The 23,383-nt window shown below is 43.2% G+C and carries 26 protein-coding genes; 9 read left to right on the top strand and 17 right to left on the bottom strand.

Translation table 11 applies throughout. The features are described from left to right. The first annotated feature begins 116 nt into the window (after positions 1 to 116). A complete protein-coding gene (locus tag Ga0451573_RS10945) occupies positions 117 to 1,211 on the top strand; it encodes an ABC transporter substrate-binding protein (RefSeq protein ID WP_231684147.1) in 1,095 nt (364 codons plus the stop codon). A 77-nt stretch (positions 1,212 to 1,288) separates the two neighbouring features. On the opposite strand, the gene Ga0451573_RS10940 is transcribed toward Ga0451573_RS10945, so the two are convergent. The 5 genes from Ga0451573_RS10940 to Ga0451573_RS10920 form a co-directional block, all read right to left on the bottom strand. Continuing rightward, positions 1,289 to 2,116 carry an FAD/NAD(P)-binding protein gene (locus tag Ga0451573_RS10940; RefSeq protein WP_231684145.1) on the bottom strand — a complete coding sequence of 276 codons (828 nt, stop codon included), beginning with the start codon at positions 2,114 to 2,116 and terminating at the stop codon, positions 1,289 to 1,291. Further along, the gene (locus Ga0451573_RS10935) at positions 2,103 to 3,140 is read right to left on the bottom strand and encodes a 4Fe-4S dicluster domain-containing protein (RefSeq protein ID WP_231684143.1); all 1,038 of its coding nucleotides are present in this window, start codon (positions 3,138 to 3,140) and stop codon (positions 2,103 to 2,105) included. The genes Ga0451573_RS10940 and Ga0451573_RS10935 overlap by 14 nt, the downstream gene beginning before the upstream one ends. Beyond that, the gene (fdhF, locus tag Ga0451573_RS10930; protein ID WP_231684253.1) at positions 3,141 to 5,174 is read right to left on the bottom strand and encodes a formate dehydrogenase subunit alpha; all 2,034 of its coding nucleotides are present in this window, start codon (positions 5,172 to 5,174) and stop codon (positions 3,141 to 3,143) included. It lies immediately after the preceding gene. A 34-nt stretch (positions 5,175 to 5,208) separates the two neighbouring features. After that, on the bottom strand, positions 5,209 to 5,634 hold the full coding sequence (locus Ga0451573_RS10925) for a helix-turn-helix domain-containing protein (RefSeq protein WP_231684142.1): 426 nt from the start codon (positions 5,632 to 5,634) through the stop codon (positions 5,209 to 5,211). Between the two features lie 85 nt (positions 5,635 to 5,719). Continuing rightward, positions 5,720 to 5,917 (bottom strand): hypothetical protein, encoded by a 198-nt coding sequence (locus tag Ga0451573_RS10920; RefSeq protein WP_231684140.1) that lies wholly within the window; start codon positions 5,915 to 5,917, stop codon positions 5,720 to 5,722. Between the two features lie 138 nt (positions 5,918 to 6,055). Here Ga0451573_RS10920 and Ga0451573_RS10915 point away from each other — a divergent pair, with 138 nt between their 5' ends. Beyond that, a complete protein-coding gene (locus Ga0451573_RS10915) occupies positions 6,056 to 6,439 on the top strand; it encodes a helix-turn-helix domain-containing protein (protein ID WP_231684138.1) in 384 nt (127 codons plus the stop codon). Positions 6,440 to 6,517: 78 nt separating this feature from the next. Beyond that, entirely contained in the window at positions 6,518 to 6,646 is a 129-nt protein-coding gene (locus Ga0451573_RS19830) for a hypothetical protein (protein WP_269438235.1), read from the top strand. Between the two features lie 137 nt (positions 6,647 to 6,783). Here Ga0451573_RS19830 and Ga0451573_RS10910 read toward each other — a convergent pair whose 3' ends face one another. Together Ga0451573_RS10910 and Ga0451573_RS20305 are read right to left on the bottom strand one after the other, a co-directional pair. Continuing rightward, positions 6,784 to 7,983, bottom strand: a complete 1,200-nt coding sequence (locus Ga0451573_RS10910) for an anaerobic nitric oxide reductase flavorubredoxin (RefSeq protein WP_231684252.1) — start codon at positions 7,981 to 7,983, stop codon at positions 6,784 to 6,786. A gap of 37 nt (positions 7,984 to 8,020) precedes the next feature. After that, entirely contained in the window at positions 8,021 to 8,119 is a 99-nt protein-coding gene (locus tag Ga0451573_RS20305; protein ID WP_353740075.1) for a diguanylate cyclase domain-containing protein, read from the bottom strand. Positions 8,120 to 8,320: 201 nt separating this feature from the next. On the opposite strand from Ga0451573_RS20305, the gene Ga0451573_RS10905 reads away from it, so the two are divergent. Both Ga0451573_RS10905 and Ga0451573_RS10900 read left to right on the top strand, forming a co-directional pair. Beyond that, the gene (locus tag Ga0451573_RS10905; RefSeq protein WP_231684137.1) at positions 8,321 to 10,087 is read left to right on the top strand and encodes a sensor domain-containing diguanylate cyclase/phosphohydrolase; all 1,767 of its coding nucleotides are present in this window, start codon (positions 8,321 to 8,323) and stop codon (positions 10,085 to 10,087) included. 62 nt (positions 10,088 to 10,149) lie between these two features. Further along, on the top strand, positions 10,150 to 10,308 hold the full coding sequence (locus tag Ga0451573_RS10900) for a DUF6618 family protein (protein WP_231684132.1): 159 nt from the start codon (positions 10,150 to 10,152) through the stop codon (positions 10,306 to 10,308). 189 nt (positions 10,309 to 10,497) lie between these two features. On the opposite strand, the gene Ga0451573_RS10895 is transcribed toward Ga0451573_RS10900, so the two are convergent. Continuing rightward, positions 10,498 to 11,496: an Abi family protein gene (locus tag Ga0451573_RS10895; protein ID WP_231684131.1), complete on the bottom strand. Its 999-nt coding sequence runs from the start codon at positions 11,494 to 11,496 to the stop codon at positions 10,498 to 10,500. A 277-nt stretch (positions 11,497 to 11,773) separates the two neighbouring features. Next, positions 11,774 to 12,253 carry a 23S rRNA (pseudouridine(1915)-N(3))-methyltransferase RlmH gene (gene rlmH, locus Ga0451573_RS10890; RefSeq protein ID WP_231684130.1) on the bottom strand — a complete coding sequence of 160 codons (480 nt, stop codon included), beginning with the start codon at positions 12,251 to 12,253 and terminating at the stop codon, positions 11,774 to 11,776. A 284-nt stretch (positions 12,254 to 12,537) separates the two neighbouring features. Here rlmH and Ga0451573_RS10885 point away from each other — a divergent pair, with 284 nt between their 5' ends. The 4 genes from Ga0451573_RS10885 to Ga0451573_RS10870 all read left to right on the top strand — a co-directional run bounded on the left by Ga0451573_RS10885 (position 12,538) and on the right by Ga0451573_RS10870 (position 15,523). Then, on the top strand, positions 12,538 to 13,878 hold the full coding sequence (locus tag Ga0451573_RS10885; RefSeq protein WP_231684129.1) for a sensor histidine kinase: 1,341 nt from the start codon (positions 12,538 to 12,540) through the stop codon (positions 13,876 to 13,878). 15 nt (positions 13,879 to 13,893) lie between these two features. After that, positions 13,894 to 14,535 carry an accessory gene regulator ArgB-like protein gene (locus Ga0451573_RS10880; protein WP_231684128.1) on the top strand — a complete coding sequence of 214 codons (642 nt, stop codon included), beginning with the start codon at positions 13,894 to 13,896 and terminating at the stop codon, positions 14,533 to 14,535. Between the two features lie 12 nt (positions 14,536 to 14,547). Continuing rightward, the gene (locus Ga0451573_RS10875; protein ID WP_231684126.1) at positions 14,548 to 14,682 is read left to right on the top strand and encodes a cyclic lactone autoinducer peptide; all 135 of its coding nucleotides are present in this window, start codon (positions 14,548 to 14,550) and stop codon (positions 14,680 to 14,682) included. Between the two features lie 82 nt (positions 14,683 to 14,764). Then, entirely contained in the window at positions 14,765 to 15,523 is a 759-nt protein-coding gene (locus Ga0451573_RS10870; protein WP_231684124.1) for a LytR/AlgR family response regulator transcription factor, read from the top strand. 19 nt (positions 15,524 to 15,542) lie between these two features. Here the strand turns inward: Ga0451573_RS10870 and Ga0451573_RS10865 are convergent, their stop codons facing one another. From Ga0451573_RS10865 to Ga0451573_RS10830, 8 genes are all read right to left on the bottom strand, one after another. Then, on the bottom strand, positions 15,543 to 16,664 hold the full coding sequence (locus Ga0451573_RS10865) for a S1C family serine protease (protein WP_231684123.1): 1,122 nt from the start codon (positions 16,662 to 16,664) through the stop codon (positions 15,543 to 15,545). A 14-nt stretch (positions 16,665 to 16,678) separates the two neighbouring features. Next, positions 16,679 to 17,470 carry an MBL fold metallo-hydrolase gene (locus Ga0451573_RS10860; protein WP_231684122.1) on the bottom strand — a complete coding sequence of 264 codons (792 nt, stop codon included), beginning with the start codon at positions 17,468 to 17,470 and terminating at the stop codon, positions 16,679 to 16,681. Positions 17,471 to 17,473: 3 nt separating this feature from the next. Beyond that, positions 17,474 to 18,103, bottom strand: coding sequence for a class I SAM-dependent methyltransferase (locus Ga0451573_RS10855; RefSeq protein WP_231684120.1), 630 nt, complete (start codon positions 18,101 to 18,103; stop codon positions 17,474 to 17,476). A gap of 139 nt (positions 18,104 to 18,242) precedes the next feature. Then, the gene (locus Ga0451573_RS10850; protein ID WP_231684118.1) at positions 18,243 to 19,523 is read right to left on the bottom strand and encodes a methyl-accepting chemotaxis protein; all 1,281 of its coding nucleotides are present in this window, start codon (positions 19,521 to 19,523) and stop codon (positions 18,243 to 18,245) included. A 114-nt stretch (positions 19,524 to 19,637) separates the two neighbouring features. Further along, on the bottom strand, positions 19,638 to 20,888 hold the full coding sequence (murA, locus tag Ga0451573_RS10845; RefSeq protein ID WP_231684116.1) for a UDP-N-acetylglucosamine 1-carboxyvinyltransferase: 1,251 nt from the start codon (positions 20,886 to 20,888) through the stop codon (positions 19,638 to 19,640). Between the two features lie 164 nt (positions 20,889 to 21,052). Then, entirely contained in the window at positions 21,053 to 21,496 is a 444-nt protein-coding gene (locus Ga0451573_RS10840) for a BON domain-containing protein (protein WP_231684115.1), read from the bottom strand. A gap of 72 nt (positions 21,497 to 21,568) precedes the next feature. After that, on the bottom strand, positions 21,569 to 22,453 hold the full coding sequence (locus Ga0451573_RS10835; RefSeq protein WP_231684114.1) for a peptidase MA family metallohydrolase: 885 nt from the start codon (positions 22,451 to 22,453) through the stop codon (positions 21,569 to 21,571). Between the two features lie 203 nt (positions 22,454 to 22,656). After that, positions 22,657 to 23,256: a tetratricopeptide repeat protein gene (locus tag Ga0451573_RS10830; protein ID WP_231684251.1), complete on the bottom strand. Its 600-nt coding sequence runs from the start codon at positions 23,254 to 23,256 to the stop codon at positions 22,657 to 22,659. Between the last annotated feature and the right edge of the window lie 127 nt (positions 23,257 to 23,383).

The following is a 23,383-nucleotide window of genomic DNA, read 5'->3' as shown; positions in this document are numbered from 1 at the left end:
CTACTAATTAATTTAGTTTTACATTTCCACATTCTACATGCATTAGTTTATTGACGTGATTAGTTAAGCCTGATAAACTCATAATGAAAACATTTTATATTATGGAGGAAATTTCTATGAAGAAGAAAATTGGTATGCTGGTGGTCTTAGTGTCATGTATTCTAATATTATCCACTGCAATTTTCACCGGCTGCGGGGGCCAGACAAAAGATGCAGCATCTCAAAACACCGACTTGGAACCGCCGAAAACAATTACAATCGGTTATATTGCCATGACCCGCTCCTCGCCTCAGGCTCTGATTAACCGTGAGAAAAAGATGTTTGAAAAAGCATTTGGGGATGCCGGATATGAGGTGGAATGGGTAATCACCCGCGGCAGAGATAATGTAGGTCCTTTGATGGAGGAAGGCAAATTTCATTTTCTATATACGCCGATTAACAATTTCACTGCTTATTTCACAGAAACCTCACAATTTGCCGCCGGAAACAATTATCGCATCATCGCAGGAAGTCAGGCCGTACCTGAAGGTTCCATCCTGTTAGTCAATGAAAACATCTCTGAACTCAAAGACCTGGACGGAAAAGTTATCGGGATTGTAAATAACAGCTATTCCCATGAAATGCTCTTAAACCTACAGCTATCAAAAGCGGGACTGGCCACCGAAACTGTCGGCGGTTCAGTAAAGGTGCGTTTTCAGGATTATTTAGCTGAATTCTACGAGATGTTCAGAAACGGGGAATTCGATGCCATTATAGCCCGCGACACAGAAGAGCCGAATTTGCCGGAACGGTTTCCCAATGCCAAAAAACTGCTCTCCTTAAATGACGGCAGCGCCGCAGGTGATACAATTCCCAGCGCCTGGCTGTATGCCAGGAGCGATGTTCTGGAAAACTGGCCCGACTTGGCTAACATCATGCTGAAAACCCATATTGAACTAACCGCCGCAGCTGAAGAGAACAGAAAAGACCTGCCCCGGCTGGCCACTGATGCTCTGGACTATTATTATCAAGAAGTTGTGGGAGCTGTCGATTATGAAAAAACTCCAATGGAAGAAATCGCCGCCCAATGGGATGAAATTCATATCACCTATGACCCTAATGAGGAGTTTGTCAAAAATCTGCACACCTTTATTTTCGATGCCGGGTATACGGACAAACCATATAACAAGTTTGCCGACTTCCGTCCGCTAAAAGCCATTTTGGAAAAATAACCTGAGACAAACACTAAGGGAATTGGACGCGTCCAATTCCCTTTTACATGTGCCGCTTTTGGCTGGTTGTTTAAACTCTACCCAAAACCTAAGTCCTTCATTTGACTGTATTTAAAAACAGGTCCTTCCATACAGATGAATTTTCCACCCAGCAGGCAGTGTCCGCACTTGCCTACTCCGCACTTCATGTAATTTTCCAGGGTGCTGATAATTTTATCTTCCCTGAAACCCAGTTTGAGCAAGTCTTTAATTACGAAGGGAATCATCACCGGAGGACCACAAACAAAAGCTGAATAACTTTCCGGTGTCAGTTTGATTCTGGGAATCAGAGTGGTTACCAGCCCCACATTACCCTGCCAATGTTCATCCCCTCTATCAACTGTGACCAGCACTTCTGTTTCCGGCATCCCGCTCCACCGGTCTAACTCCCCTGTAAAAACCAGTTCCCCGGAATTTCTGGAGCCATATAGTATTTTTACATCTCCATAATCGCGACGATTATCAAAAACATAGTTTATTAGTGAACGAAGCGGCGCCAGCCCTATTCCCCCAGCCACAAACAAGATGTTGTCACCACTGACATCCTCGAAGGGAAACCCATTGCCATACGGACCCCTTATTCCGACTATACTGCCGGGAGACAGAGCATGGATAATTTCGGTCAATTGTCCGACCCGCTTAATGCTGAGCTCCAAAAAACCTTTCCGCGAGGGTGATGACGTTATCGAGATAGGGGCTTCGCCAACTCCCAGTACTGATATCTCCACAAACTGCCCCGGTCGGTAATTAAAGGCATCCTGGTCCGCGGGATTAGTAAAAACGAGGGTGAAGGTTTTTGTATCACTGGTTTCCTGGGTAATGTTCATTATCCGGGCCGCTTTAGGAGCCAGTTCATTTTTTGCCATCTGTAGACACCTCCTCCGCTAACTGTTTAATCATAGACATCATTCCGATATTCCCGGGGCAGGTAACTGTACAACGGCCGCACCCGGTACATCCCATATAGCCATACGTTTCCGGATATTGATAAAGCTTATGGGCAAACCTCTTTTTCAACCTATCCTGCCGGGTTTTAAACATATTATGGCGCCCTGCCATACGGGTAAATCCCTCAAAAACACACGAATCCCACGTCCTTACCCGCTTACCCTGAGAAGCCCTGTTCTGCCTGTCGACCACATTGTAGCAGAAGCACAAGGGGCATACATATGAGCAGCTTCCACAGCTAAAGCATCGGCGGCTGGCTTTTTCCCAAAACCCGTCATCAACTTTAGTAAAATCAGGCAGCTTAATATTTTGCGGCATGTTAAAATTGAGTCTGCTCAGGGCTGAGTTCTCTTCAAAAAATATATCTTCTTCGTCTTCTTCTGAGGCCTTTTCAAAGAGATAGGAGTAATCTTCAACAGCAGCCGTGCCTTTTGGTGTTTGGGCCGTGACGGCAAAACTGTGCCCCAAATCTACCATGAAAATGTCCGCCCCGTCTTTATAAAAAGGCCCGATACCCATTGTATGGCAGAAACAGTTGCTATCCGGGTTATTACACCCGATAACCATTAATAACGTCTGCTTGCGCCGGTGATCATAGTATGCGTCCTGAAACCCTTCGTTAAAAAATCTGTCAGCCTGGGTTATCGCCTTGAGATCACAAGGCCGGAGGCCGAAAAATATCCTGGGAAATTCGTCAAATACTTCTTCAAGTGTGTTCACAGAGCTATCATGAAAGGTAAATAGGGTTTCTTCCTGCGGCATAAAATACGATTTCACTGAATATAACGGCTTTTTAAATTTCAGCAAGACATTTTCAGGCGTAAAAGCCTCTTTAAAAACCACATCCCCGCCGGCCAGCTCAGTTGGCGCTACCAGGACTCCCTGCTTGATCAGTTTTCTCAGCCAGACTTTAACAAGTCCCTTTGTTATGAGATGATACATTTAATCTACCCCCCTTATCCTGACGGCGCAAACCTTGTATTCCGGAATTTTGGCGACAGGGTCAACTGCGCTGTTGGTTAACAGATTGGCTGCAGCTTCGGCAAAGTGGAAGGGCATAAATACTGTCCCCTGCGGCAGGCTGTCAGTAACAGACACCCGGCAGATGACCCTGCCCCTGGGCGAAGATACCTCCACCGGCCAGCCTTCTCTGACACCTATTGATTTTGCGTCATCAGGGTTAATTTCGATAAACCCGTCAGGGTCTTCCCTTAGCAGAACTGCGACTCTTTTGGTCATCGTAGCCGTATGAAACTGATAAGCTGTGCGACCGGTTGTCAGCAGGAAGGGGTACTCTTTATCCGGCAGTTCCATAGGCCTTTTATAATCAACAGGATGGAACTTCCCTTTGCCTGAGTTGAATTTGTTTTTATGCAGGAACTGTGTTCCCGGGTGGGTCCCATGAGGGCATGGCCATTGAATCCCTTTATTGTGTAATCGTTGATAACTTATGCCGCGGTATATCGGAGTCAATATGGATATCTCCTCCATGATTTCCTCTGGAGCTTCATAACCCATCAGGTAACCCATCTTACAGGCCAAAGCCGAAATTATTCTCCAATCCTCACGGGCGCTGCCCTTGGGTAAGACCGCCTGCCGGACCCTTTGGACCCTGCGTTCTGTATTTGTAAAGGTCCCGTCCTTTTCAGCAAAACAGGCGCCTGGCAGAACTATATCTGCCATGGATGCGGTCTCGGTCAGAAATATATCCTGCACAATCAATAATTCCAGCTTTTTAAATGCTTCACGCACATGGTTTAAATCCGGGTCACTGATCAAGGGGTTTTCTCCCATGACATACAGGCATTTGAGCTTACCCTCGGCAGCTTTACTAATCATTTCCGTCAGACTTAGGCCGGTTTTTGCGGGCAGCTCCACCTGCCAAACCTGTTCAAACCGGTGTCTGGCTTCCTCGTCCTCCAGCTTTTGATATCCCGTCAGTACATTGGGCAGAGCGCCCATATCGCACGCTCCCTGAACATTGTTCTGTCCCCGCAGGGGGTTTACCCCTGTTCCGGGTTTCCCAACATTTCCAGTTAACATGGCCAAATTGGCACATGTTCTTACATTATCTATACCGGAAGTAAACTGCGTGATTCCCATGCAATAGAACATCATGGCTCTGTCAGTATTAGCATACAACCTGGCCGCGCTGACTAAATCATCAGCCGGGATACCCGTTATATCCTGAACATATTGCGGGGTATATTTTTTAACCACCTTGGCAAGGTCCTGGTAATTTTCTGTTCGTTCAGCTATAAAATCACGATCACATATCTTTTCTTCGATGATTACATGTGCTAAACCATTTAACCAGGCAACATTAGTACCTACTTTTGGCTGTAGATAAATATCCGCAAAATTAGCGAGGGGTATCCGGCGGGGGTCGATTACAATCAATTTGGCTCCATGCTCCACAGCTTCAAGAATTTTAGAACCAATCACGGGATGTTGCTCTGTGGTATTGGACCCGGTAACCAAAATCACCTTAGCATTGGCTATTTCAGCGATGGAGTTGGTCATCGCTCCGCTTCCAAATGATGCCGCCAGCCCGGCGACAGTGGCGGAGTGTCAGAGACGGGCGCAGTGGTCTATGTTGTTTGTACCCACCACTGCCCTGGCAAATTTGGCAAACAGAAAATTCTCTTCATTGGTACACTTAGCGGAGCTAAAGAACCCCACAGCATCAGGACCGTATTTTTTTATGATTTCCTGCAATTTAGCGGCGGTTTTTTTCAAGGCCTCATCCCACGTTGCTTCCTGCAAAGTTCCTGCTTCCTTAACTAACGGGCTTAATAATCTGTCAGGACTGTTTACAAACTCATGAACATTCCAGCCCTTGACACATAACTTCCCCCGGCTGACCGGATGTTCGCGGCTTGGAATAACACCCGTAATTTCCCCGTCCTTATCGGCAATCAGGTAAAAGTTGCACCCACAGCCACAATAGGGACAAGTCGTTAAGACTTCGTTCATTTATATTCCTCCTCTTTGGTCAACTCTAATTTGGTCAACTGTCTTTTTTCGGGTCAGGCACAATTCCGACACCACAGGTATATTCCATCATCTTTTTACAGTTTTTTCTGGCCTCCGCGGTACACCCGACAGCCGTTAATTGCTCAATGGTAAGGTCTCTGCCGGTGGCAGCCAGATCACAGTAATAAACCCAGCCGTTCATAGTTGGATATTCTCTACGGTATTTACACATCTTGAATTCCCCCTCCATACAATCCTCAAAGGAAAACAACTCGACTTCCTTAACCCCTAAGACTTTGGCCAAAGCACGGGTAAGCCTTTTCGTTGGATTCATTACCCGGCCTCTTTCCAATGCCGAAAGATGACTGGGGCTGATCTCCCCATTAGTCTGCTTACACAATTCCCTTAAGCTCAGGTTCTTGGTTAAGCGCAGGTTCCTTATTTTAGGACCATTCAGCATATAAATCTAGCCTTTCAAAATTTTTTTAAATTTAATAACAACTCCGCGGGGTTAACTGCATATGTTATTGTTAAAAGAAAAGTTTTCAACCTTCGTCAACAGGTTCCGGAACAATGCCGACTCCCACGGCAAGTTCCATCAGGCTCTTGCAGATTTTTCGCTGTTCTTCGGTGCACCCGATGCTGTCTAAGTCTTTGCCTGTCAGCTTCAAACCAAAGGCAACAGCATCGCAATAGTAGTACCAGCCATTGATATTCATACCTTTTCTAATATATGGACACATTAGAGTTCCCCCCTATCTGTTCGTTATAGCGAACAATTTTATCAAAAAATAAAATTGTTTCGCTTTTTGGTACATTATATGTTCGCTATGTCGAATAATGTCAGTCCAACAAAAATTATTTAACGGAGGCTCGTAACCATGTCCATTGGCAAAAAAATTAAGCATCTATTGTCACTTAGGGAAATGAGCCAGGCGGATCTTGTTAGGCAAACCGCTATTTCTAAGGCCACCATCAGTGACCTGATAAACGACAAGCAGAAAAATACTTCCCTGGAACTCGTCAAGCGAATATCTAAAGCATTGAGGGTTTCGCCGCTGTATTTCCTGGATGAAAATGCGGTTACCCCTTTTGAAGCCATACCCAACCTGCCACAGGAAATCCGGCAATTTATCCTTAACGAAGAAAACATGGATTACCTGGTTTTGGCCCACAAGATCAAGGTCCTGGACCTTCCGGCAGAGGCAGTTGAAAAAATAATTGAATCCTATGTATATTTAGTTAAAAAAAGCTCCATGAAATAATTTAATATTTCATGGAGTGTTTGTGATAGTTGGTGCATACTATATATTAGCAAAGCCTTCGTATTGAGGGTGCTGATTATGAAAATAAAAGTTGTAAATTTCCACGGCGCTGTTAAATGGCTGGTGACCAATCAATTAATCTTTGTAGATCCCTTGTACTTAAACGAACTATACAGCCGAATGCTCCCTACCAGGAAAAAGGCATAAATAGCAGATATTCTTAATTACATTTGGGCAAAGTTCTTTGCCTGATTGATTGTGCCCTTGCTTGGCACACCAAAATAAGAACCCAGGGGATTCCCTGGGCTTTTTTACATCTTTTACGTCAAACGGCCATTTATCTCTTAAGGGCCTTCCTGAAGGCCCCGGGCAAACGTTTCGCCAAATTTGAAACAGTTTTCCCTGGCCTCACTGTCAGGAAACCAGAATTCCTTTATGCCTTCATTTAGAACCATAAATCCGGCTTCTGACAGTGCAGCACTTAAAAGCTTTACAGATTCACCGCTCCAGCCGTAAGAACCAAAAGCCGCCGCCCTTTTGTTCTTAAAGCTCAGTCCTTTGATTTCCTCCTTTATCCCGCCTATCGATGAAAGCAGCCCTTTATTAATTGTGGGGGAACCCATCAAGATTGCCTTTGATTTAAAAATTTCGGTAATGATATCACTTCTGTCAGAACGAGCCGAGTTAAATAATTTCACTGTGACTTGACTGTCCCCAGATTTTATCCCCCGGGCAATTTCTTCAGCCATCATGCGAGTGCCGTTCCACATGGTGTCATAAACAATTGTAATCTGGTTTTCCTGATAATCCTGGGCCCACTGCATATATTTATTGACAATCTGCAGAGGGTCCTTGCGCCAGATAATACCGTGACTGGGACAGATCATGCTGACAGGCAGGTTAAAGGAAACCACTTCATTAATTTTCTTTTCAACTAACTTGCTGAAGGGGGTCAGTATATTGGCATAATATTTAACAGCCTCCCCATAAAGCTCATCCTGGTCTACCAGGTCGTTGAACATATGCTCTGTGGCATAATGCTGCCCAAAGGCATCGTTACTGAAAAGTATGTTATCTCCGGACAGGTAGCAAAACATACTGTCAGGCCAATGGAGCATCGGCGCTTCCACGAAAACGAGGTCTGCTGCACCCAGGCTAAGCTTATCTCCGGTTTTCACGATTTGAAAATTCCAGTCCTCATGATAATGGCCTTTTAAGGATTTAACCGCATTGGCCGTACAATATACCGGGGTTCCGGGTATCTCCTTAAGGAGCTCCGGCAGCGCCCCGCTGTGGTCGGTCTCGCCATGGTTGGCAATAATAAAGTCTATCTTGGATAAGTCTGTCTCCTTTTTGAGATTTCCTACGAACTCCTTGGCAAACGGCCCCCACACAGTATCAACCAGCGCCGTTTTTTCGTCTTTAATCAAATAGGAGTTGTAAGAAGACCCGCGATGGGTTGATAATTCTTCACCGTGAAACGTCCGCAATTCCCAGTCAATCTTTCCTACCCAGGTAACATGTTCACTGACTTTAAACGACATCATCATTCCTCCTCAAAATTGTTTTTTGTTTTCAAAGTTATGACAACCTCTTCATGTTAGTATCCCCCAAAACTGCCGCAAATTCCTCTCCACCATATCGGGAAACCAAATCACCATGCCTGTTGCAGCATTCCATTAATGTTCCCTGCCCTCTTTCCTTTAGAATAATATACCACACAAATTTAGATTTTCCCGTGAACTTTATCACAGATGATACAAGTTATTACTTGTTGTATTAGAAGGAATTTTGCCAAAAACTGTCGAATGGCTAAATACTGTCACCTGCTTATTTACGGGTGACTAACCATTATTTGCACTTTTAAAAGAGAGGGTCAAGATGAGCTTCATAAATTCATTTAAAGAGTTTTTAGATTTTTTACCAACAGCCTCATTCGTTCTGCAAAATGGTTTGGTGCAAACAGCCAACTCCAAGATGGCGCATCTAATGGATTGCTCCCAAAAAGAGCTGGGCAAATTCCCATTTATAGAGTTAATTCACCCTGAAGATAAACCAAAGTTCACCGCCGAAGTTTTGAACTGTACGACCTGCAGCCTCTTTGGTGACTACGAATTTAAGGTCGTTACCCGAAATGGCCGAAAATTAAATGTTCTCTGGTCCTTTTCTTTTATCGAGTTTAACGAAAACCCCGCTTTACTGGGCCAGCTTATAGACATCACCCAGCTAAAAACTTTGACGGAAACGGTACTGGAAAACAATATTAAATACTCAGAAATTCTGGATTCGCTGCAGGATACCATCTTTGAAGCAGATGTTGAGGGTAAACTTACCTATGTAAACCGGCGGGCTTATGATTTCCTGGGTTATACCCAAGAAGATTTTAACAGGGGTTTTAACGTTATCTGGGCGTTACCACCGGAAGACCAACGGAAAGCCAGAGAAAACATTGCCAAACTCTATATAGGTGAATATCTGGGCGTTTCCGAATACACTATTATCCGTAAAGACGGCAAAAAAGTACCTGTTATCATACATTCGGTACCGCTTTTCCATGACGGCAAACCGGATGGCATTAGGGGAACCATAGTTGACATCAGTGAGCGTAAGCGCTCAGAGGAGCAGATGAAATACCTCAGTATGCATGACAATCTTACAGGGCTCTATAACCGTGCTTACTTTGAACAGGAACTTCAAAGACTCCAGCAGGAAAAATGTTATCCTTTGGCTATAATTGTCTGCGATATCGATGGGCTTAAGCTGGTAAATGATACCCTTGGGCATGAAAACGGAGATGTCTTGCTTAAATCAGCCACAAAAGTAATCTTTAGTGCGCTGAGAAAGCAGGACATAATTGCCCGCATAGGAGGAGACGAATTTGCCATACTGCTGCCCTTTTGTAACAGAAAAGAAGCAGAAAAATTATGCGGCTCCATCCGTCACCTTATGAACGACTATAACGAAAAAACCCCGGAGCTTCTCCTGAGTCTTTCTGTCGGTTTCTCTTCCAGTGAAACATGCAGTGATATTGACGAAATGTTTAAAGAAGCAGATAACAACATGTACCGGGAAAAGCTGTACAGGAAACAAAGCGCACGCAGTTCCATAGTGAGTACACTTGCGAAAATGCTTGATGCCAGAGATTACATCACGGAAGGCCACGCGGAACGTTTGGAAAATCTGATACTAAAACTTGCAAATAAATTTAACTACCCCGCTCATATACTAAACAACCTGCGCCTGTTCGCTCATTTTCACGATATTGGAAAAGTAGGGGTGCCTGATAAGGTTCTCTTTAAGCCGGGTCCCTTTACCCCAGATGAACTGGCCATTATGCAGCAACACTGCGAAATAGGTTACCGTATTGCCATGTCAGCACAGGATCTGATACCCATCGCTGAATGGATTCTGTACCATCATGAATGGTGGAATGGCAAAGGTTATCCATTAGGCTTACAGGGAACAGATATCCCTCTGGAATGCCGCATCTTGGCTATAGCAGATGCCTATGATGCAATGACCAATGACCGGCCCTACAGAATGGCCATTTCGCAATCAGCTGCCCTGGCAGAAATAGAGAAATGTGCGGGAACACAGTTTGACCCCGCTCTGGTCAGGAAGTTTATAAAGGTGCTAAGGAATTTTTAGGTCTAACCAACTCTCTGTTTCCAAATCAACAGGAACCTCAGTACCGGTATAGGAGGTGTCTCATGACAAATACAAAAATTTCTACCTCCCCATATCCTGTAGCCTTTCACTGTCGTGAAAAATTCGGTCGGAAGTATGAGGAATGGGACGGATATGTAAAACACATTCAAAATCATGGCAGTCACTATGAAATACATATTGAAAGCCACCGTCACTTATGATACGGTTCACCGCACCATTGCATCGGCGGTTTACACTCAATGGTAATATAAACCTTTATTTCAAAGGAAATTCTTGACATAAGAAAAGAGAGTCGAACGTATCCGACTCTCTTAAGCACAAGTCCGCAAACTTGCGCCTCAATTCCTTCTTATATTGTACCATTTTATATACAAATATTCAATAACTTGTTAAGTTCGTATAAAAGTTTTTAGTGTCCCAATTTTATTTAAAGTATCTGGATGTACAACCATGTTGAACAAATTCACAGGCAAACGTGACTGTAAAGAAATAATCTCATCTTCAAAACCACTTATAAAACTCAATATCTTACGTTTAGAAACTAACAATTTTTTCATAAGATAGGCAATCAAACTAACATAATCAACTAATGATTTGAAATTAGCATAAGGTAACCCAATTTCATGCGTCATACATATTTTCAAAGGAGCACGGATATCGGTTTTCCGAAATCGTGTATCGAATATAATATCATTGTGCGCAACTGCGTTTCTTAAATCTTGAATGACAAATATCATATCTGATAACAATGTACGGTTTGTGTCTCCTGATAAATCCAATCTTAAATTTCTTGAAATTCTATCCCTTAATCCGATATTAAGATTAGATACGAAGTTACCAAACTGCCCTAAGGTGATAACTTCAAATACTGCCCATACAGGTACATCATTATATGCTATCTTATCATAAAAATTAGAAACAATTTTATTACTGTAACTATAATCATTAAGGAGTGTCCCTCGGAATTTATGTATACATTTTTGCTTCTTTATCTCTAATTTTTTCTTCGTTTCAGCATTTGCACCAGCTGGTGCTGCTCTCCTTCCAGGCATTGACCTAATAAATATCTGATTGATTTCATTAGTACCTGCATCAATAAGTATATACTCGATTGACAAATTTTTTAATGCAGTTTCAATAAACATTAATTTCGAATAGAACAATTCTTTTAAACTGTTATCATATTCGATTATATCCACAAGATGTTTAAAATCAGCAAACGGTATCCTTCTCTTTGGGTCATGAAAGAATCTATATCCTTTATAACCATGGTAATAACCATAATTAATCAACAATCTCTTTTGATGACTGCCATTTATGACAATACCACAGCTACGAAGATAACTCATTAACCCATTTGTAGTTTTAAAATTGCGATTATTCGGCATAGTATTTTCTCCATTTATTTCAAAACAAATACTATCATAACCCGCTACATATTATCAATAAATTATCGACATAATACAATTCATTTTTTATTGAAGTATGTACTAAGAAATCTTAGTTGAAACCAATCCACACCAAAACTACAGACACCCTCGATACGCTTGCCCTAACTATATAATCGACAAACTTAAAAGGGGAACATAATTTTCTACTAATGAACATTCTCCCTTTTCCCCCAAAATCCTTCTATATTGTTAAATATATACATGAAAACCGCAATCACTTATGATACGGTTCACCCCTGTTTATCTTAAATGCCCGGTATATCTGTTCCAGCAGGATCAGCCTCATAAGTTGATGCGGAAATGTCATCTTTCCGAATGATAATACCAAGTCAGCCCTGCCAATAACTTCACTGTGCAGTCCCAGCGAACCCCCGATAATGAAAGCAAGATCACTCTTACCTGCCAGGCCCCACCCGCTAATTTCCTCAGCCAGCTGCTCAGAAGAAATCATCGAGCCTCTGCTGTCGAGTGCAATGACCACCTGCCCCGGTTTAAGCAGCTTCAATATCCGCTCGCCCTCCCGGGCTTTTACCTGCTCCGCTTCCCTGGCGCTGAGTCCTTCAGGGACTTTATCGTCAGGCACTTCCTTTACCTCTACACAGGCATAAGGCCTCATCCTTTTCAGGTACTCCTGCAGTCCATCAGAGATATACTTTTCCTTCACTTTTCCAATAGCGAAGATCTGTATATTCATTTCCTATCCCTCCTGAAACAATAATCATTCTAGTGCAAGGATTTTGTCTATTTATGTCGAATATGGTTAACGTTTAGGGTTTAAGGGTGTTCAAAAGATATATACGTATATTGTTTGGAATTTTCCTCCATTTATGGGAATTGTCCTTGGTTTGTTTGAGCAATTCTGCATTTTAACCCACGAAACCCGCATTTCATCCCACAATTACCGTATTTCAAACCCATGGAGAAGGATTCAAAAATGTATTGTAGAATACGATTTTAAAGGAAGGGGATACCATAAAAATGGAGAAAATGCCGATTCTTGTTCTGCTTTTATACTCCATCCCTGAAAGTACCATTCTGATTTCATTAAGTGCTGCCATTTATGGATACAAGGTTAAGGAAAACTTTTACCGGATTGTTTTATTGGGAACATCTTTAGCTGTGATCACATACATTGTGCGTGCGTTACCTGAACTGAAGTTCGGTTTGAATGTATTAATAGAAATTCCTGTATTTATCATACTAACTGCAAAATATCTTAAAATTTCTTTTATTAAATCCTTTTTCTACATATTTACCGGGTTCATAATTATAGCTTTGCTTGAATACATCACCTATCCCGTAGCATCTCTTGTCTTTAATATGCCCGTTAAGGAAATTTTCTCAAATACATTATACCGTCTCATTACAGGATGGTCTTATCTTTTATTAATGATAGCGGTCACAGTTATATTATTAAAAAAGAAGGTTTCCCTGGTTTCAGCAACCAGCTTCTTTTATCCCAAAACCAGAAGCAAGAAAATAAACTTGGTGCTTATAAGTCTGGTTATGCTGCAAGCCTTCCTATCCGGAGTAATGAACATGATTATTTTCAACCAGGAATATAAATTATGGCCATTGCTTGACAACATTGCCTTTACCAGAATTGCCGGTTTACTCCTGTTTACCGTCCCTTTAGTTTCTATATTCTTAGTGAAAAGACTGTTTACCCTTTCTGAGCAGGAAACTATAACTGAAACCCAGGAGGCTTTTATTGACAATATTAACAAGCTGTTTACCACAATACGGGGACAAAGACATGATTTTATCCATCATGTTCAGGTTATATATTCCATGCTGCAGAATGACCAGCTTCAGGAAGCCAAAAGCTATATGGAAAACCTTCTCGGGGAAATCCAAAGTGTCAGTAGGGTAATTAAAGTAAAAGACCCTGTTCTCAGCGCTTTATTTAATACCAAAACAGCGGTCGCTGAAAGGCTCAATATTATCCTCGACGTCAGGCAGGAAACCCCACTGGAGGGCCTGAAGCTCAAACCTTACGAAGTGGTCAAAATCCTTGGCAATCTTATTGATAATGCTCTGGAAGCGGTAGCTGATGAACCACCAGAATTTCGCACTGTAAAGGTCAGTCTCAAGAAATTTTCCTTTGTCTTCATTTTTGAAGTTGTTAACCAACGCCCTCTAATAGATCCTCTGGATATTGACAAACTCTTTGAACCCAATTATACAACCAAGAAAAATCACAGCGGGCTGGGGTTGGCAGTTGTTAAACAAATTGTGGATCAAATCGGGGGAGAGATAATAGTTAAAAGCTCAGAAGAAAAAGGAACCAGTTTCTCTGTTATTATTCCGGTTAAATAAGGAGTATTGATATCAATGACAATCCACGGCTTATCTGAAAGAACCGGCCGTTACCTGGCTGAGAAGGCAGGGAAGCCGGAACAGCTTCCTGTGCTTACTTATGGTCTCGAATTAATCATCGGAGAAACCATTAAATTATTATTGCTTGTTCTTATTGCATACGTTCTGAATCTGCTGTTACCAATGTTATTCGTTTTCTGTACCTCTATTCCTCTTAGGGTTCTAACAGGCGGACAGCACTGCTCTTCCAGTCTGCGCTGCCTAATCGTATCTCTTATGGCATATATCGCTTTAGGTTACCTGGCTGTATACCTCTTAAGCATCATGAGCCCGGTTAATCTTCTGATAACTGCTTTTCTGGCATCTATTGTTATGGCAGCCACCCTGGACAAGTTCGGTCCGGGTTATAGTGTCAACTATTCCAGTAGTTCATCCAAACCCACAAAAACAGTAACAAAGCTGAGCTTTCTATTCCTTGCGGTCTGGTTGGTAACAATTTTAGGTGTTAATATTACTGTCGGTAATCAGGCCTTAAGCTCAACAATTATAATCTCGACTGCTCTGGGTATTTATTGGCAGGCTCTGATGATTACCCCTTGGGGACACAAAATCATTAATACGGCAGACAAAGGTTTATGCTTACTAAAAATACGTTAAGGAGGTGAAATTATGTTTAAAAGGTTTAACTCCATGTTTATTCTGACAGCTATTACACTTATTTCCCTCATCGCATCAGCTGGCGCTTCAACGTATTCCTGGTTACTCAGCTACCAGCCGGAAGCTCCGCAGCAACTGAAGAAGTAACAAAGAACTGAAGAGTCAAACATTAGTAAGAAGGGTAGGACAACCTACCCTTCTTACTAAGTTGAAAGGGGATTTCCATAATATGTCCCAAAAGCTGATAAAAGTTATAATTGCCGAAGACCAGCCAAATAACCGAAAATTCTTAAGAAACATTCTGGAAAAACACGATGATTTTAAAGTCGTTGCCGAAGCCGCTGACGGACGGGACCTGATTAATCTTACCAAAAGACACATGCCTCAGGTTGTCTTTGTTGATATAGAAATGCCCAAGGTCAATGGCATGGCAGCAGTAAAAACTCTTTTAGATTATAACGAAGACCTGTTGGTTGTTTTTGTGACCGGTCATTCTGATTTTGCCGTTGAGGCATTTGAAGTTTCCTCTTTTGACTATATTCTAAAACCGTATAATGAAGACAGGGTTTTAAAAACTCTGGATAAAATCCGTGGGTTCATTAAAGAACGGGAACTGGACCTGCAAAAACTCTTCAACGTTTTTAAGTCAACTGACAAGCTATATGTGAAGTGTGGCTATGAGCTTCACTTCATTGACGCTGATTCGATTTTCTACATGGAAAAGGAACGAAAAAAAACCGTGATTCATACTGTTAAGGGTAAGTTTGAAACCCATGAGCCGCTAAATGAAATTGAAAAAAGGTTAAATCCCACGAACTTCTTCAGGTCTCATAAGTGTTACTTAATTAACCTGAAAATGGTTGAGAAGATCTTGCCGTGGGGAGATAACTCATACCTGGTAAAATTTTTTAACACAAGCAATGATGCCCTGATGAGCAGATCAAAGGTCAAAATGCTGTACGAAATGCTGGACGTAGGCTCAGAATAACCTTTCACTGGGGTTTAACTTATTCCTCAGGCATTTGTTCCAGCTTTACTTTGATGCTATTTTTATTTGCACCACGCATCACGACAAGCTCTACCTCTTCTCCTATACTCTGCTTGTCAATATATGTGCGCAAATCGCCAAAGTCCTTGGTGTCCTGCCCATTAAAGGAGATGATGACATCCCCGCTTTTAAGACCAGCTTTAGCGGCAGGTCCCGCCGGGGGCAGCTCGCTGACAAACACTCCTTTATCAACGGCAAGCCCAAAACGTTCTTTGATCGCAGGGTTTACGTCCCCCCCGATTATCCCAATCCAAGGGCGGATGACCCTGCCATTTTTAATTATTGACTCAACTATAGGCTTTACCGTATTACTTGGTATGGCAAAATTAAGGCCTTCGACATTAACATCAACAATTTTCACACTATTGATTCCCACAACTTCACCTCTGGAGTTAACCAGAGCCCCTCCACTATTTCCGGGATTTATCGCAGCATCTGTCTGTATAAGCTGGAATCGTTGTTCATTAACATCAACAGTCCTGTTCAGGGCGCTGATGACACCTGTTGTTACAGTGCTGGCCAGTTCCTCTCCAAGCGGATTTCCGATAGCCACAGCAAGTTCCCCGACCTTTATCTTATCCGAATCTCCAAATGCCGCGGTTTCCAAGCCTTTCTCATTAATCTTAATAACAGCCAGGTCAGTCCTCCTGTCTGCGCCAACAAGCTTGCCTGATACCTGCTTGCCGGTTGGAAGGGTGACAATCAATTGGTCTGAATCCTGAATCACATGATAATTGGTTACTATATAGCCTGCCTCATTAAATATGACTCCCGAACCGGTTCCCCGTTCTACCTGTTGATTATTAAAAAAGGAAGAAACGTCAACACGGTTGCTTATTCCCACGACAGTTGGGCCAACTTCTTCTGCAATTCTGACCACCGGTGACTCTCCCGGTGTCTGCACCGGAGCAGGACTCTTTTTATCCTGAGTGTTCATTTTTGTGGGGTTATCGAAAAGACCTGCTGTCACAAAAGCAACAATCATGCCTCCGATTACTGCCCCAATTAATGCAGCAGCTACATATGATATCAGACTGGGGCGGCGATGTCCCATATAAAAATCATGGTCATCATGATACATAGGTAACCTCTCCTTCACACCATATCCCAGATTGTTCCCGGTCCAAACCTCGGAGCCACCTCCATAACGAGATCCTGCCCTGGCGTTAAACCGGATTCCTGCAATACATCGGCAACTGTTTTAAAAGCCAGCTCAGGAGTATTATTATCCCTGCTGAGATGAGCTAAAATTACTTTATTAGTCTTCCCGCTGATAAGAGAAGCTAAACAGTGCCCTGCCGCTATATTGGACATATGACCCCTGTCACTTAAAATCCTCTGCTTCACACTCCAGGGATATCTGCCGCTTTTAAGCATATCAAGGTCATGATTGGCTTCAAATATCAACAAATCGGAGCCATCCACGTGTTTTCGCGCCTGTCTGGTTAATAATCCGGTATCAGTGGTTATTCCGACTTTCACCCTCCCGCTGGCGAAACAAAATCCAATTGATTCGGCAGCATCATGTGATGTCTCGAAACATTCAATCTTAAGATCCTCAATTTCCAGATAGTCCTCCCTGCGCAGAACCCCCCTATTGCAGTCCTCAATATTCCCTACAGTGGGCAGCATTTGTTCCCAGGTCATTGCTGTTGCATAAATCTTTAGATCATACCTTCGGGAAAGAATACCTGCACCCTTAATATGATCCAGGTGTTCATGGGTAACCATGATCCCATCCAGGTCCAGAGGATCGACACCAATAGTCTCCAGGCCCTGTTTTATTGCTTTCCCGCTTAGTCCGGCATCTACCAGCACTGAAGCCCCATTCCCCTCAATATATGTACAGTTTCCGGAACTTCCGCTGGCTAAAGTACAAACCCGCATAAATTAACCTCCGCTTTTGTTCAAAAAATAAATAGATACACAAATCCTGCGCCCAGTCTCAAATACCTCTTTGGTAACTGTATTAGTCTGATACCCTTCGTTTTGAAGCATGCTGATAAAACTTTTGGCATCATCCCTGCCCGGATCAGCAAGAACCACTGTCCCGCCAGGCTTGAGATTGTTTTGAAATATTTCCTTAAGAAAAGGATGCAGGGTCGGTTCATAAAGAATATCCGAACCAATAATCAGGTCAAAACGCTCATCCAGCGGGAATTCTCTCCAGTCTGCCAGAACTCGTTGGATTTTACTTATACCGTTAATCCGGGCATTTTGCTCTGCTAGCTGCAATGCCTCAGAAATAAAATCCGTCTGTACCACTTCAGCTCCTTTAGCTGCGGCGACTATACCCACCAGACCGAGTCCGGCGCCAAGTTCCAGAATACGTTTTCCGCCAAAAGCGGTATTTTGCCAAAAATACTCCGCCATCCCAAGGGCAGCAGGCCACAGCACTGCCCAGAAAGGAACATCATCATCTGTTTCCACCAAATCAAGGAGGTAGTCGACATCTTCAACCACATTAATTTTAAATGTCTTTCCCGGAAACATTACCGTTGTTTCCGATGTATAGCCCATAATAACACCTTCTATTGCTTTTACCGAAATTACTCTTACTGTCTGACGCATCAACCATTATTAATAATATCAGCTATAACAAACTACCGCAACAAAAAAGCCATGGACCTAACCCATGGCTTTAGTATGTCAGAATGATTTAAACTCTGAACTTACCTATCCGCTCCTTAAGCTCTGCAGCAAACTGAGCCATTCTGGAAGCATTTGCATTAACCTGCTCATTGGTATTGGTTTGCTGCTGAGTTGATGCCGAAACCTGCTGAGTAGCCACAGATACCTGATGGGCAATATTGCTGACCTTATCAATGGACTGGACCACCTGTGTAATTCCTTTGGACTGCTGCTGGGCAGCAGTGGAAATTTCCTGCACCATCCGTACGGTCTTATTAACGGTATCAACTATTTCACTTAATGCTGTCTGTGCCTGTGATGCGACAACAACACCTTCTTCTACCTCGTTACTGCCAACAACCATTGCATTCACAGCAGTGGAAGTCTCCTCCTGAATTTCCTTAATCAATTCGCCAATCTGCTGTGCCGCCTTTGCCGAACCCTCAGCCAGCTTCCTGACTTCATCAGCAACCACAGCAAACCCGCGACCGTGTTCACCGGCCCTGGCAGCCTCTATAGCCGCATTTAAAGCAAGGAGATTAGTCTGATCTGCAAAGGAGGTAATCACATTAACAATATCATCAATTTGCTCTGACCGTTCATTGAGGGTTTTAACCACCTGTACAGAATCGGCTACAGTATCTGAAATGGTATTCATCATCACAACGGCCTTTTCAACTTCTCCGGCCCCTTTGACGGCAAGTTCCGAGGCATTTAGGGAAGCAGTGTGTGCTGCCTGGGAATTAGCGGCTATCTGTTGTACTGCGGCAGACAGTTCTCGCGTAATCTGAAGGGTTTCGTTTAACTGATAAGCCTGTCCCTGGGTACCTCCCACTATTTGCTGAATTGCCGCAGATATCTGCTGGACCGAAGCTGTTGCCTGGTCGATGGCTATGGAAACCTCATTGGCCTCAGATGCCACAAGATGTGCGGTCTCCTTGTTCTGTCTGATAGTCTGCCTGATATCCTCAACCATTTTGTTAAAGGCTTTAGCCATCCGCCCAAACACATCATTGGTTGGAAAATCTATTTTCTGAGTCAGGTCCTTATCAGCAACCTTGCTGATAACATCCAGGAAAATCTCAAATATTTTTACAAGCAGCCGGTTAACCAACAGTAACAGCACTAAACCAAATACGATTCCGATTGGTCCCACCCACATAAATAAAGACTTGATTTCATCAGGTGTAGCCCGGAAGTAGTAAAGTAAAAATGCAGTCCAGATAAGTGTGCCTCCGCCTGTGATGCTGATAAATATTATGCCAAGCTGAACCAGGGGCTTTATCTTAAATACTTGCCTCTTTGACATAATAACACATCCTTAGACAAATTTAGCTGTTTTTATACTTCGTCTTACCTTACCTGTTTTCCTGCTAAAAAACTATAAAATTTTGGTAAAAATCAACCACTGCATTTGACCTGATCAAATCCTGCTGATACTTGCACCCAGTGAAATTAGTTTTTGCTCAATTTTTTCATATCCCCTGTCAATATAACACGTGTTACAGATTTCGGTATCCCCGTCTGCTATTAAGCCGGCCAGTATTAGGGCTGCACCCGCCCGTAAATCCGACGCTTTCACCTGAGCTCCCTGAAGCCGCTTGACACCCTGGATTACCGCCGTGCGGCCTTCAACTTTTATCTTGGCGCCCATTCGCTTAAACTCATCAGCTACTTGAAGCCTGTTTTCAAAGACGTTTTCCACAATGACACTGGTGCCTTTAACAACCGTAAGCATAGCCATCACCTGTGACTGCATGTCAGTAGGAAATCCGGGATATGGCAGTGTTTTAATGTCAATAGGCCGGAGTTCGTCCCGGGCAATAACCCGAATCGTTTCATCGTCTTCAATTACCTCCACATTTGCCTCACGCAGTTTTGCTATCAGGGGCTCCACATGGGTGGAAATAATATTTTCGATAGTCAGGTCGCCATGGGTAGCCGCAGCAGCAACCATAAAGGTGCCTGCCTCAATACGGTCAGGAATAACCGAATAGCGGCCTCCCCCTAACTGGTCGACCCCATCAATCTTAATCACATCGGTCCCGGCGCCCCTGATTTTAGCCCCAAGACTATTTAAAAAGTTAGCCAGGTCCACTATCTCCGGCTCTTTAGCGACATTTTCCAATACCGTCTGTCCTTTAGACAAAGCGGCTGCCATCATGATGTTTTCGGTAGCGCCAACACTCGGAAAATCAAGATATATTTTAGACCCCGACAGTCGGCTGCAGCGGCCCTTAATGAAACCGTGCTCAAGGCTTATATTTGCCCCCAGAGCCTCGAAACCCTTGATGTGCAGGTCCATTGGCCTGCTCCCTATATTACAGCCTCCCGGAAGGGCAATTTCCGCATTGCAGAACCGTGCCAGCAATGGTCCCAGAAGTAGATTAGATGCCCTTAACTTTTTAACCTCACGATAAGGGGTTTTAGTTGATATACGGTCAGGTGTCGTAATTTCGACAACATCCGGTCCCTTTCTCACTACATTTACCCCTAAATTTGTTATAATATCAAGCAAGACATTAACGTCTGTTATGTCAGGCATGTTCTCCAGGCAAACAGTGTCTCCTGCCAGTAATGAAGCACAAACTATGGTCAACGCAGCATTTTTGGCTCCACCGATTCTTACTTTCCCTTCTAGTGTTTTGCCGCCTTTTATGTACAATTTTTGCACCCTTTAACCTCCCATGGCATATACCACAAATCAATTATTTCGGTCATAAACCTGCATTTATTGTATATTCTATCTCAAGTGCATTATTCCTGCATAGACTGTAAAGGTGAAAATATTTCAGGGCAGATGTTTTAACACCTGCCCTCTACCCGACATATTTATTCTTATTCCGGCACGCCAATGTGCAAAATTGACACAACATCCTTAACTCCCGGGACTCCTGCGGCAGCCATTACTGCTGCCTCTTTTACTGCCAGGCTCTCTGCCTGACCCCGAATACATACAACACCATCATTAACCTCTGCAGTCAGCTCATGAAGGTAGTTTCTGTCTGCAGCACAGAATTTCTCCCTGACCCCTTCTCCGACATCGCTGTCATCAATGGGCCCATCTACTGCCACGGTAAGGCTGTTATCAACAGATGTTACTCCCGGAACCTGGGCAACAGCAGCTCCGGCAGCCCACTTTTCCGCTAAAACGTCAACAAAACCAAACAGTGTAACTTCACCATTCCTGGTTTCAATCTTTATATCCGCATTCCGCAACAGCCGGTTGTTTTTAAGAACATTTTCAACATTTCTTTGGATTGAAGTATCATCACTTATCAAATTCCTGCCTCCTTCAAGGTTTTTTTTATTTTTCCCAAACCTATGAAAAAATAAGCAGGATCTATTATTAAATTACCCAATCACCCACTCACCAAAATCCTGTTCAAATTGTTCCAAAGATATTCCCAGAACATCCTTAAAACTGGCTTCCATCGACCGTCCACGGCCCAACTGTTCCAGGATATCCCGCAAACTGTCTTCGCCATAGAGTTCTACCAGATAATTCACTATCTGGAATGACTGCAAATAAGCCATATTCTGGTCATTCAGACTATCAAAATCTCTGTCCATACGGGACAGGGGATATATTGCGTCATAATCACGGATACTCCGGTAATCCATTCGGTATCCGGTAACCTTTGCCTCAATATACTGAGCAATCCCCTCGGTAAACCATCGCGTATAATTCCCGCCTGTCTCGTAGTCTACCAGCAGATGGGTAAATTCATGAGCCAGCGGGCCATCATTATTAAACACCTCTTTAACTACCTCCGGGTCATCCTCTTCAATCCAGGCGCTGGGTGAAAGCACCCTAATCACCCCTGCCCAGTAAACCCCCATAGCGCTTTCATCGGCAGCCCAACCAAAGCTCCGTCCCAGTGAATCCTTGGTAGGATATACAACTACCAGTATCTTTCCCCGGTATGAACCGGCAAAATTTCGGGTAACAGGTTCATAGCTCTGTTCAGCAGATTCAAGAACCATTTCGGCTATACTGCTATCCTGTGCAGTATAACGGACTACAAAATTTGAACTGTGCACCTCACTCCAACCCCGGGTCTGCCACATCATCCTGTGTTTAGATAGCTCCCTAAAGCCTTTGTAAATCTGTGATTTTGCCACACCAGGCTGAATAATAGAAAAGATCACAAACAACATGGCCGCAGCAAACAGTATTCTCCCCGATTTTTGCAGTACCAGGCCAGAGCTCATGGTAGGCAGCGCAAAATTATCCATGACTCATCCCTCCGCTAAGATCTTGTTCCATCTTATCTTTATCTCTCTATCTCTCTATCTCTTTATCTCTTTATCTCAAACATCTTAAATGTATCTCTGTTTCCATTATACAGATGTGCATCAAATAAACCCACCGGAAATAACTAGAAATGCTTTCTACATAAAAAGGGTGCGATCGATTCGCACCCTTTTATGCCTGATATTTATTTCTTCCCTTCCGGAATTTCCAGTTGTGGTTGATTGCCTTGGGGTAATGGAGGTTGTGAATTGGCGCTTTCTATCTCCTGCTTCAACCGCAGTACATCCTGATAATAACTGTCGCTTTCCTCAATCTGCTCCAACTGTTTTATAGCGTTATCAACATCGTTTTTGCCATAAAACAGGTATCTGGCATAATTTAGCCTTACCGTCGTGTATTTGGGTTCAATCTCCAGCGCCTTTTCTGCATAGTAAACAGCCTTGTCTACATTTCCCGAATAAAAATATGTCGTGGCCAGGTCACCCAAAACCGGTAAATTCCCGGGGTCAGATTCTAATACCTGTTCAAAGCCTTTGATAGCAGATGCAAACTTCTCACCGGCAGCATCAGGCTTTTGCTGCTCCATCAGCTTCACACCCTCAATATAATCCTGAACCGCCCTATCTTCAGTCGACCCGGATAAACCTGTAGTCCCCTGATTGCTGTTCCCCAGATAGTCTCCAATATAGGAAAAGCCCATTGGAATGGTAGTCCCCAAAAGCCCTACAGAAATTAACACTACAAATATGATAATTATTCTCTTGTTTCGCTTTCTAGCATTCATGAACGCCACTTTTATCTTCCTCCTTCATAAGGTTGTTTTCCAGGATATAATTATAACATAGCAAACCCCGCATTTAAAGGTAAAATCATCGGTAATAAACCCATTTAAAGGAGGTTGTCCAAAATAA

This window comes from Phosphitispora fastidiosa, assembly GCF_019008365.1.
Lineage (GTDB): Bacteria > Bacillota > Thermincolia > Thermincolales > UBA2595 > Phosphitispora > Phosphitispora fastidiosa.
The sequence above is the reverse complement of the archived record's forward strand: the minus strand, read 5'-3'. Positions and strand labels throughout refer to the sequence as shown.

What these genes read in the sequence shown, in the direction of transcription:
- Ga0451573_RS10945 (WP_231684147.1), top strand. Translation starts at nt 117, where the DNA reads ATGAAGAAGAAAATTGGTATGCTGGTGGTCTTAGTGTCATGTATTCTA.
- Ga0451573_RS10940 (WP_231684145.1), bottom strand. Translation starts at nt 2,116, where the DNA reads ATGGCAAAAAATGAACTGGCTCCTAAAGCGGCCCGGATAATGAACATT.
- Ga0451573_RS10935 (WP_231684143.1), bottom strand. Translation starts at nt 3,140, where the DNA reads ATGTATCATCTCATAACAAAGGGACTTGTTAAAGTCTGGCTGAGAAAA.
- Ga0451573_RS10925 (WP_231684142.1), bottom strand. Translation starts at nt 5,634, where the DNA reads ATGCTGAATGGTCCTAAAATAAGGAACCTGCGCTTAACCAAGAACCTG.
- Ga0451573_RS10920 (WP_231684140.1), bottom strand. Translation starts at nt 5,917, where the DNA reads ATGTGTCCATATATTAGAAAAGGTATGAATATCAATGGCTGGTACTAC.
- Ga0451573_RS10915 (WP_231684138.1), top strand. Translation starts at nt 6,056, where the DNA reads ATGTCCATTGGCAAAAAAATTAAGCATCTATTGTCACTTAGGGAAATG.
- Ga0451573_RS19830 (WP_269438235.1), top strand. Translation starts at nt 6,518, where the DNA reads ATGAAAATAAAAGTTGTAAATTTCCACGGCGCTGTTAAATGGCTGGTG.
- Ga0451573_RS10910 (WP_231684252.1), bottom strand. Translation starts at nt 7,983, where the DNA reads ATGTCGTTTAAAGTCAGTGAACATGTTACCTGGGTAGGAAAGATTGAC.
- Ga0451573_RS20305 (WP_353740075.1), bottom strand. Translation starts at nt 8,119, where the DNA reads ATGGAATGCTGCAACAGGCATGGTGATTTGGTTTCCCGATATGGTGGA.
- Ga0451573_RS10905 (WP_231684137.1), top strand. Translation starts at nt 8,321, where the DNA reads ATGAGCTTCATAAATTCATTTAAAGAGTTTTTAGATTTTTTACCAACA.
- Ga0451573_RS10900 (WP_231684132.1), top strand. Translation starts at nt 10,150, where the DNA reads ATGACAAATACAAAAATTTCTACCTCCCCATATCCTGTAGCCTTTCAC.
- Ga0451573_RS10895 (WP_231684131.1), bottom strand. Translation starts at nt 11,496, where the DNA reads ATGCCGAATAATCGCAATTTTAAAACTACAAATGGGTTAATGAGTTAT.
- rlmH (WP_231684130.1), bottom strand. Translation starts at nt 12,253, where the DNA reads ATGAATATACAGATCTTCGCTATTGGAAAAGTGAAGGAAAAGTATATC.
- Ga0451573_RS10885 (WP_231684129.1), top strand. Translation starts at nt 12,538, where the DNA reads ATGGAGAAAATGCCGATTCTTGTTCTGCTTTTATACTCCATCCCTGAA.
- Ga0451573_RS10880 (WP_231684128.1), top strand. Translation starts at nt 13,894, where the DNA reads ATGACAATCCACGGCTTATCTGAAAGAACCGGCCGTTACCTGGCTGAG.
- Ga0451573_RS10875 (WP_231684126.1), top strand. Translation starts at nt 14,548, where the DNA reads ATGTTTAAAAGGTTTAACTCCATGTTTATTCTGACAGCTATTACACTT.
- Ga0451573_RS10870 (WP_231684124.1), top strand. Translation starts at nt 14,765, where the DNA reads ATGTCCCAAAAGCTGATAAAAGTTATAATTGCCGAAGACCAGCCAAAT.
- Ga0451573_RS10865 (WP_231684123.1), bottom strand. Translation starts at nt 16,664, where the DNA reads ATGTATCATGATGACCATGATTTTTATATGGGACATCGCCGCCCCAGT.
- Ga0451573_RS10860 (WP_231684122.1), bottom strand. Translation starts at nt 17,470, where the DNA reads ATGCGGGTTTGTACTTTAGCCAGCGGAAGTTCCGGAAACTGTACATAT.
- Ga0451573_RS10855 (WP_231684120.1), bottom strand. Translation starts at nt 18,103, where the DNA reads ATGGGCTATACATCGGAAACAACGGTAATGTTTCCGGGAAAGACATTT.
- Ga0451573_RS10850 (WP_231684118.1), bottom strand. Translation starts at nt 19,523, where the DNA reads ATGTCAAAGAGGCAAGTATTTAAGATAAAGCCCCTGGTTCAGCTTGGC.
- Ga0451573_RS10835 (WP_231684114.1), bottom strand. Translation starts at nt 22,453, where the DNA reads ATGGATAATTTTGCGCTGCCTACCATGAGCTCTGGCCTGGTACTGCAA.
- Ga0451573_RS10830 (WP_231684251.1), bottom strand. Translation starts at nt 23,256, where the DNA reads ATGAATGCTAGAAAGCGAAACAAGAGAATAATTATCATATTTGTAGTG.